The following is a 5,572-nucleotide window of genomic DNA, read 5'->3' as shown; positions in this document are numbered from 1 at the left end:
ATATCGCGGTCCTCATCCTGAACCGGGCTAATGAGGGTCGCCGACCAGGTGTCGCTTAGTACCAGCGTCCTCGGCCGTAAAAACCGCCGCCCAGCAGAACAACGATAAGTAGTATGATAAGAAGTGTGGTGGTATCCATGTAGGTCTCCTCGGAGTACCTGAGCATCTCCACCGCGCTTACCTGCGTGGTGCGTTGCTCGTGCTGGCACTCCACCTTAACCCAACGTCCAGAACCGGGTTTAGTTCCAACCTCGGTGCGATGGACTGTGGTGACACAACGGCAGGCAGTACGACCGCCCGCTAGGCGCTGTAGGGCCGTCTGCGCTGTTGTTGTGGCGAGGTCGGATTAGTCTTGCGGTAGGAACGCCCATTCCAATTGTCGCCGGTTCTGCTATTTGGCCAGGTGCCAAACACCACCAACGCCATCGCTGTTGGCTTCACCGGCTTTCTTATCCTCGATGTATGTATAGAGCGGCTTGCCTTCATAGGCCCACATTTCCTTGCCGTCTGCAGCCTTGACCAGAGACCACTCTCCTTCTGCCTTGGCGTTGGCACCGGCGTGGAATGCCGGCCACTTCTTTAGGCAATCCTCATCGCAGTTGGATTTGTCTTTGGTATCCTTGGCGAAAGTGTAGAGGATCATACCCTTTTCGTCGGCCAAGGCATTGCCCATTTTCGTGTCGACCATCATGGCAGGTTCGGCTGCGAAAGCAGACCCACCGAGGGCAGATAACAGGCCTATCGCGATTAACACCGTTCTCATGATTTTTCTCCCATTCGGGAGTGCCGGCGGAATGCCAGTTTGCCCGATCTGACTGAGAGAAACGCCCAGTTATGAAAGCGGTTCCAATTTGCAGCGCCCAATCGTCGTCGGAACGCCAGCAAGGACCGCAAAGGGCCGACAGGCGGCTCTTCATTGATCATTGAGTGCTTGCTTGAGCGAATGCTCAGCGAGGACTTCATGCGAACACTGCACAAGCGGATGTTTGGCGACGTCTGGGAATGGGCCGGCACCTTCCGAACGGCGGAGCGCAACATCGGTGTCCAAGCCTACCGCATCGGAGTGGAGCTCGCGAGCCTGTTAAGCGACGTCCGCTATTGGGTTGAGCACCAGACATTTCCGCCGGATGAAATTGCGATCAGATTTCACCATCGCCTGGTCGCGATCCACCCATTTCCAAACGGAAATGGCCGTCACGCTCGCTTGGCGGCCGATCTTCTGATCGAACGCCTTGGCGGCGAGCGTTTCAGTTGGGGCGGCGGAACTCTTGCCGATGTCGGTGAACTGCGCACTCGCTACGTCGTGGCCCTTCGCGCAGCCGACAACCATGATATCGCGCCGCTGCTAGAATTCGCGCGCACCTGAGAGACGGCGCATCGTTCGCCTTGACCGGAATCGAACCGCGGCATTCCATCGAAGAAGCTATCACGGTGATTTCCTTAGTGAAAATTCCGGCTTCTCACCTTCAGAGTATCGATGTGCAAGCCCGGAATGAATATGTCCCGCGGCTTGACCGCAGGCGCCCGATCGCGCGAATCCGGACTCCCAGGCGAGCCATGAGCGAACTCGTCGCCGCGGCCGGTCGGCAGTTTGAACTCCCCATCACGATCCGCCAAGGCCGACAGGTCGCCGGAGAGATCGAAGAGCTGTTGGGCGATGAGGTGCACGACCTCCCCTTCCCGTTGGATTCGTCCGTTGATTGCCATCATGCTTGACCCGAGCACGACGCGCCGGCGCCGCTCGAAGAGCTTCGGCCAGACGACGACGTTTGCCGGACCGGTCTCGTCCTCGATCGTCAGGAACATGACACCCTTTGCTGAACCCGGCATCTGACGGACGAGAACGAGGCCGGCGGTCATCAACCAACGGCCGTCGCGAGCAGACATGGCTTCACGGCAGGTGACGTCGGCTCGGTCGGAACCGGGTTCAACACCAAGGATGCCGAGTACCTGCGCAAGATGCTCGACACGCTCAGGACAAAACAGCCGGTCGTGCCGCTTAAAGGAAAGAACCTCGTGTTCGCCCAGCCGACACAGATCGCCGAGATCGACTTCCGGGGCTGAACCCACGACGGCAGTTTGCGCCACGCATCCTATAAGGGCCTTCGCGAGGTGCAGGATAATGCCGCAGTCTTTGAGATGAGCGAACGGCCGGCCAGCTAAAATGAACAGGGCGCTCGACCCTTGCGGGGAGCGCCCTGTCAGACCCGGACAACCACGCGCGACAGGCAAGCTGCTGCGAAAGCGGTCATCAAAACGGGTAGTGGTCGATAGATGATATCTTGCTGTCGAAAATTCAAGCCCTGCCGAACCAATCAGCGCTCACGGCTCATCAACCCGCTCAAGCTCGAAGAAATAAATCCGATCGTCTCCCTGGATCGTCATCGCTCCCATGATCTTGCGATCATCTATCCTGCGGAAATGGTCGATAATCGGCTGATCGTCATACACCATCGCGGCACTCGCCACGCCTTGGAACGAATTGGTTTTCAGGAAGGCCACCGGGCCTCTCGCCCGAAACCCGCGCTGAAGATACGAAAACAGGTTCTTCGCGACACGCGTCCTGCCAACTTTGTGGAAACGGAGGGCGAGGCGCAGCGGTATTCTTCCCGGGTCGATCGGGATCAGTTGTCGCTCGCCGAAGCGAAACAGCAGCGCGTCCGCGCGCAGGTCCGATGTGAACCGCTTGCCGAACCAGCCGAGGTTTTCCAGCACACCGTCGAACGGATGGCCGGACGGAATGCCCCGACCGGTCCATAGTCCGACCATCTCGCGCGGCTCGATCGGCGGCAGGCTTTGAAACTCATCGAGTGCCTTCTGCATCATCTGCGGTTTGCTCAATCTGGACGCTCCTCTCCCGGCGATGTGCGGATCTATTCACGCCGTATCGTTCTGCTCTTCCCTGCGCTGTTGGACGCGTCGTTTTGATCTGGCCCGTTGCCGCGCCGTCCGCAACTCCTCCAGGGTCGGGAGCCACCAGCCTCCTACGCCTCCCGGCTGAACATGGGGCTCGCCATCTCCAGACCGGCAAACGAGCGCCCTGCCGGTTCCGCTGCTTCTCGGCCGAAGTCCGCCTCCGGCCGATCGACAGTTTTGCGATAGCTCTCCCATTTAATAGGGAGAGTTGCATTGGCGCCGGGGGCCGTAGGTCGGCTGATAGGTGTTGTCGTAAGCCCGGTAACTGCGGTACCGGTTTGCGCACCATTCCACATGGCTGCCACCGTAACGGACCGGGCGCTCGGTGACCGCTCCGCCAATAATCGCGCCGGCGGTAAACGCGGCCAGCGGAAACCACATTCCGTTGTAATGGCGATAACCGCGCCGGCGTTCGTAGTAACCACGGTGGCCGTTGTAATAGGCCTCGTTGCCGCGGCGGTAAAATCCATGACGTCTGCGCCAGTCATCGCCGTCCCGGCTGCGATATTGCACGACGTCGACATCCTGCGCCGGTTGAGCGATTTGCGGGGGCCGCATGGCGACGAACGCTTCCGATGGAGTGAATGAAGTGGCGAACATTGCCACCGACAGCGCCAGGGGCGCGATTTTAAACCCTGAGACTTTCATCGTTTAGCCTTCCTGTTTAGCGGAACAATTTCACGCATGGTGGGGAACGGGTTGTTCGCTGCGATGTTCCACACGTGCCGCCGTCACGGACCTTTGCGTCTCCAATATAGGACGTTAGTCCGATCGCATGGCGGCGGTTGCGAAGGCGACACATTGCGCATCCGGGCCCGCCGCTGTTACGCCTGCCAGGCTGCCGGTAACGGCAGACCCCCAGGACCACAACGATGTGCGTGGACGGCTTAACGATGACCCTTCGGCCATCCGCGAGGATGAAGAACCGTCGCCGCTTGAAAACGCAGATCGGGTTCAAGGCGGGCATCCACAAGAGTTGCCGACGAGGCCTGCAGGGTGTGCGCATCGCGGCGCTCACACATTGCCTCCGAACTAGATCCGCATTGGCGCGTTAATACGCACTGATTTGCGGAGGACTGACGTGAACGATTTTCTCTTTCGAATGCCGGATTTTCTTTCCCGCCCTCCCGGCTTTTATTTCGTGATCGCGGCGATGGTGGGCAGCACCGCCCTGGTGCCGTTCGGCTTCACAAACGCCGTCACCTATGCGCCGTCGGTCGCGGCAATCGTGATCACCAGCATCGTGTTGATTCAGGGCTCTCGCGACACCGCGGCAATCCACGCCAAGCTCGACGAAATCATCGTGTCGATGCGTGAGACCCGCAACGAGGTCGTCGGCCTCGAGCATGAAGAGCCCGAGCGCATTGCAGCCGCGGTCGAGCGACTTGAACGGGAAGCGGACGAGCAAAGCCCGACCCCTCGGCAGAGCGCCGTATAGCGGAAGTGTAGAGGCTCGACGCCGGCGCGCCTATCGCTCTGTACCGGTGCTCGGCTTTTTGATCGGGAGGATCCACGCTGGGTAAGCGGGCGTCCCTCGGAAGCCTAGGCTGCAAAGGCGACGCGTTGTCTCACAAGGGCTCGAATGGCCTCGCGCACTTCGGCCGCCGACGAAAAGTGTCGGCCATCAAGCTCCATGACATCGAATTTCACTGCCACGAAGGCAAGACGGTCGTCACGCGGTATGAGAACCCCGACTGGGATGCCCTGGTATTCGACAACCTGCTTCATCACTGAAATCTCCGTTCAAGGCGCAATACTATTGGCACGGATAAGCGTGGGCGCGGTTTGCGCCCAATGGAAACGAGAGAATTGAAAATATTCGAGGTATCTATCCCAAGCTCTGAAAGTACATCACATGTCGCGTTTGTCAATTCGCTGATAGACGATAGTAGAATGAAATTTCAATAGTATGATATTTGGCAAGCCTTATAGGAAAGATGTTCTCCCATGCTCTATTGCGGCGCAACATATTTCCGTGCGGCGCAATAGGGCTGCGGGGCGGGTTTGTCCGCTGTCGCGTTCTCGATTGCAAGCCCACTGGCGCCCCTCAGCAGCGGAACGTCGACAGCATTCTGAAGGTCGGCGTGACATTGCGCCCTGCGCCCGACATCGATGAGAGCTGCGGGAAAAATACAGCTTCAATGATTTCGACAAGCCCGATAGCGGGCCCGTTTTCCTCGTTTTTGGTGCTTTCGGCTTGACGCCCAACGAGCACGGTCATCGATAAGCACCACCTCAGCATTGCAACCGATGCAGGGCGATGGTCTGCTTAAAGACATGTGCTTCCCCGATAGGGCGAATGGAGAGCCGCGACGTCCCGTGGAGGGTCCAAGACAGAGCCACCATGCGATTTCGCGCAAAAAGATTAAAGTTAGTGATTATTCTCACCTCGGAACGGCCAAACGTCGATTGATGAAGTCCACACGCACTCCTGGCCTGACCATCCCTGCCAGCTCTTCAGCGTCCCAGTTTGTGAGCCGCACGCAACCGTGTGATCCAACCTTGTCGATAAGCTTGGGCTCAGGTGTCCCATGTATTCCATACGTCGGCTCGGTCAGGTCGATCCAGACGCTGCCGACCGGACCGTTTGGTCCTTTTGGAATCGTCAAGATCTTGTTGTTCTTTCCCTGCTTGAAGTTGAGCTTGGGGTTGTATC

7 protein-coding genes and 3 pseudogenes are annotated in these 5,572 nt (G+C 58.6%); 3 read left to right on the top strand and 7 right to left on the bottom strand.

The window, feature by feature from the left end:
- Positions 1 to 391: 391 nt before the first annotated feature.
- Complete coding sequence (locus AC1D17_RS27455; protein WP_477568404.1) at positions 392 to 763, bottom strand: COG4315 family predicted lipoprotein; 372 nt, start codon at positions 761 to 763, stop codon at positions 392 to 394.
- A gap of 171 nt (positions 764 to 934) precedes the next feature.
- On the opposite strand from AC1D17_RS27455, the pseudogene AC1D17_RS27450 reads away from it, so the two are divergent.
- Positions 935 to 1,366: pseudogene (locus tag AC1D17_RS27450) on the top strand (mobile mystery protein B); the annotation flags it as partial.
- Between the two features lie 74 nt (positions 1,367 to 1,440).
- On the opposite strand, the pseudogene AC1D17_RS27445 reads toward AC1D17_RS27450, so the two are convergent.
- Positions 1,441 to 1,920, bottom strand: a pseudogene (locus tag AC1D17_RS27445) (OB-fold nucleic acid binding domain-containing protein); the annotation flags it as partial.
- On the opposite strand from AC1D17_RS27445, the pseudogene AC1D17_RS27440 reads away from it, so the two are divergent.
- Positions 1,903 to 2,163 (top strand): annotated as a pseudogene (locus AC1D17_RS27440) (ATP dependent DNA ligase); the annotation flags it as partial. The pseudogenes AC1D17_RS27445 and AC1D17_RS27440 overlap by 18 nt on opposite strands.
- A gap of 159 nt (positions 2,164 to 2,322) precedes the next feature.
- Here the strand turns inward: AC1D17_RS27440 and AC1D17_RS27435 are convergent.
- Both AC1D17_RS27435 and AC1D17_RS27430 read right to left on the bottom strand, forming a co-directional pair.
- Positions 2,323 to 2,823, bottom strand: a complete 501-nt coding sequence (locus tag AC1D17_RS27435) for a DUF4334 domain-containing protein (RefSeq protein ID WP_477568406.1) — start codon at positions 2,821 to 2,823, stop codon at positions 2,323 to 2,325.
- 288 nt (positions 2,824 to 3,111) lie between these two features.
- Positions 3,112 to 3,564 (bottom strand): BA14K family protein, encoded by a 453-nt coding sequence (locus AC1D17_RS27430; protein WP_477568403.1) that lies wholly within the window; start codon positions 3,562 to 3,564, stop codon positions 3,112 to 3,114.
- Between the two features lie 433 nt (positions 3,565 to 3,997).
- On the opposite strand from AC1D17_RS27430, the gene AC1D17_RS27425 reads away from it, so the two are divergent.
- Positions 3,998 to 4,354 carry a low affinity iron permease family protein gene (locus AC1D17_RS27425; RefSeq protein WP_477568402.1) on the top strand — a complete coding sequence of 119 codons (357 nt, stop codon included), beginning with the start codon at positions 3,998 to 4,000 and terminating at the stop codon, positions 4,352 to 4,354.
- A 104-nt stretch (positions 4,355 to 4,458) separates the two neighbouring features.
- Here the strand turns inward: AC1D17_RS27425 and AC1D17_RS27420 are convergent, their stop codons facing one another.
- The 3 genes from AC1D17_RS27420 to AC1D17_RS27410 form a co-directional block, all read right to left on the bottom strand.
- A complete protein-coding gene (locus AC1D17_RS27420; protein WP_477568405.1) occupies positions 4,459 to 4,644 on the bottom strand; it encodes a hypothetical protein in 186 nt (61 codons plus the stop codon).
- Between the two features lie 319 nt (positions 4,645 to 4,963).
- A complete protein-coding gene (locus tag AC1D17_RS27415) occupies positions 4,964 to 5,137 on the bottom strand; it encodes a hypothetical protein (RefSeq protein ID WP_477568401.1) in 174 nt (57 codons plus the stop codon).
- Positions 5,138 to 5,300: 163 nt separating this feature from the next.
- The coding region (locus AC1D17_RS27410) for a L,D-transpeptidase (RefSeq protein WP_477568400.1) at positions 5,301 to 5,572 on the bottom strand (272 nt) is incomplete at its 5' end.

Source organism: Pararhizobium sp. P1_E7 (genome assembly GCF_056405855.1).
Note: the sequence above shows the minus strand (reverse complement) of the source record. Positions and strands in the feature narration are given on the sequence as shown.